This is a genomic window from Kytococcus sp. HMSC28H12 (assembly GCF_001816045.1).
In the GTDB taxonomy this organism is placed as follows: Bacteria; Actinomycetota; Actinomycetes; order Actinomycetales; family Dermatophilaceae; genus Kytococcus; species Kytococcus schroeteri.
Window position 1 is genome coordinate 1 of the sequence record NZ_KV824592.1, and the last position, 2,051, is coordinate 2,051.

The window sequence follows — 2,051 nt, forward strand, 5'->3', positions numbered from 1 at the left end:
GTGGTGGGGCCGGCAGCCCCCTCGCCCGGGAGGCCTCCGCCACACCCGGTGACGGTCAGGGCGGCACACACGGCGAAGACGGTTGTCTGCATCGGGGAGGTGGTCACGACGGTCCTCTCGGGCAGGGGTTCTCGGGACGGTCAGGGGGCGGGCGGCTCGTCTCCCGGCCCGCACAGGCCCTCCACCGTAGCCGCCACCAGGTGCACGTCGAGCTGCCCCGGCGCGCTGGCCGCGCCCGCGTGGGCGAAGGTGAGGAACCCGCCACAGGCCGGCCCCACCAGCCGGGTGACCTGCCCCGCCGCGCCCATGCCCAGCATCGCGACGGGGACGCCCGAGGTGCTCACCCGGTCCAGGACGGCGAGCAGCTCGAGGGCCGCCGGGGTGTCCGCGGGCGTGGTGGCGAGCTTCACCGCATCGGCCCCGGTGGCGCGCAGGTCGGCCACCTGCTGCTCCAGCTCGGCCTCCGGCGCCTGGCCGGACCAGTCGTGGTGGCTCACCAGGCGGGGCACGCCGGCGGCGCGGAGGGCGGCCAGGGCGGCGTCGCGCTGCGGGTGGTCGAGCTCCACGTCCACGAGGTCCACCCCCGGCAGGTCCGCGAGTCGCTCCACGAGGGCGAGGTACTCCTGCGGCGTGGCGTGCCCCTCGCCGCCCTGCCCGGCGGTGCGGTAGGTCACCAGCAGCGGCACCCCGTCCAGGGCCTCGACGAGGCGTGCCAGCAGGTCCGGCAGGTCGGTGAGCAGGTCGGCCACCGGCGCGGCGAGGTGGTCCACCCGCCACTCCACGAGGTCGGCCGGGCCCGAGCACGCCCGCGCGGCCGAGGCCAGCACCTCCTCGGGGGTGGAGCCCATCACGGGCACGGCGACGGCGGGGGCACCGGGGCCGAACGAGCGGGCGCCCACCCGGACGCGGGGGACGGGGGCGGTCTCGGTGGCGCGGTCGGCGGAGCTCATCGCCTCAGCCTGCCGCGCCGGAGGCGGCCCCAGCGGCCGGGGCGTGCTCGTCCACGAAGTCCAGCACCGCCGGCAGCGTGGTGCCGTCGGTGAACGCCGGCCCGCCGTGCCCCTGGCCCGGCAGGCTCACCAGCTCCACCGGCACGTGCGCGTCGGCCAGGGCGTCGTGCATCTGCTGCGACTGCTCCGGCGGCACGATGCAGTCGTCCTGGCCGTGCAGCAGCACCATCGGCGGGGAGTCCGGGGTCACCCGGTGCACCGGCGAGGCGGCCCGGGCGCGCTCCAGCTGCTGCGGGGTGGTCGGCTCGGTGCCGAACACGTTGGGTGCCCCCACGTCCACCTGCGGGCAGCCGCGGGCCGTGCGCTGGCCGGCCGAGGTGGTGAAGTCGTGCAGCCCGTAGTACGCGGCCACCACGTCCACCTCGCGCGGGTGCGTGGTGCCCTCCAGGGCGGCCAGGTGCCCGCCGGCGGAGTCGCCCGCCAGCAGCAGGCGGTCGTCGGCGCCCTGCTCGCGCGCCGCGCGGACGGCGTGGCGCGTGGCAGCGTGCACGTCGTCGGCGGTGGCGGGCCACGGGGCGCGGTCGGCGTACCGGTACTCCACGGCGGCCACCCACCACCCGTCGTCATGCAGGGCGCGCACCAGGGCGTTGAGGGGCGATGCGGGGTCCACGTAGGCGCCGGCGGTGCCGCCCACCCAGCTGCCGCCGTGCACGAGCACCGCCACGCCGCCGTCCTGCTCACCGGGCAGCATCAGGTAGCGCTGCCGCTCGTCGGGGCCGTAGGACACCCAGTCCGACCAGGTGGCCGCCTCGCCGTCCGGTGCGGTGACGGTCGGCGGCGAGGCCGGGTCGGGCGCGGTGGGGCCGCCCCCGTCGTCGGAGCACGCGGCCAGCACGAGGCAGGCGGCGGTGAGCGAGGCGAGGGGGGCGAGGCGGTGGCGGGTGGGCACGGTGTGAGTGTCGCGCCCTCGGCCGGGTCGTTCCAACCCGGGACGTCGCCCCTGCTCGCCTATCCTTCGCTCGATCGACCAGACGCCCCAGGAGCCACACCCCACCGGCGGGCCCGACCCGGGGAGACCACGTGACCACCGCGCGCCGCCGC

2 protein-coding genes are annotated in these 2,051 nt (G+C 77.8%); both read right to left on the reverse strand.

What is annotated here, in order from left to right; translation table 11 throughout:
* Nucleotides 1-140: 140 nt before the first annotated feature.
* Complete coding sequence (gene aroD, locus HMPREF3099_RS09345; RefSeq protein ID WP_070705707.1) at nt 141-950, reverse strand: type I 3-dehydroquinate dehydratase; 810 nt, start codon at nt 948-950, stop codon at nt 141-143.
* A gap of 4 nt (nt 951-954) precedes the next feature.
* Nucleotides 955-1,899, reverse strand: coding sequence for an alpha/beta hydrolase (locus tag HMPREF3099_RS09350; protein WP_070705708.1), 945 nt, complete (start codon nt 1,897-1,899; stop codon nt 955-957).
* Nucleotides 1,900-2,051 lie beyond the last annotated feature (152 nt).

Coding starts and splice junctions, on each gene's coding strand:
- aroD (WP_070705707.1), bottom strand. CDS start 950: ATGAGCTCCGCCGACCGCGCCACCGAGACCGCCCCCGTCCCCCGCGTC.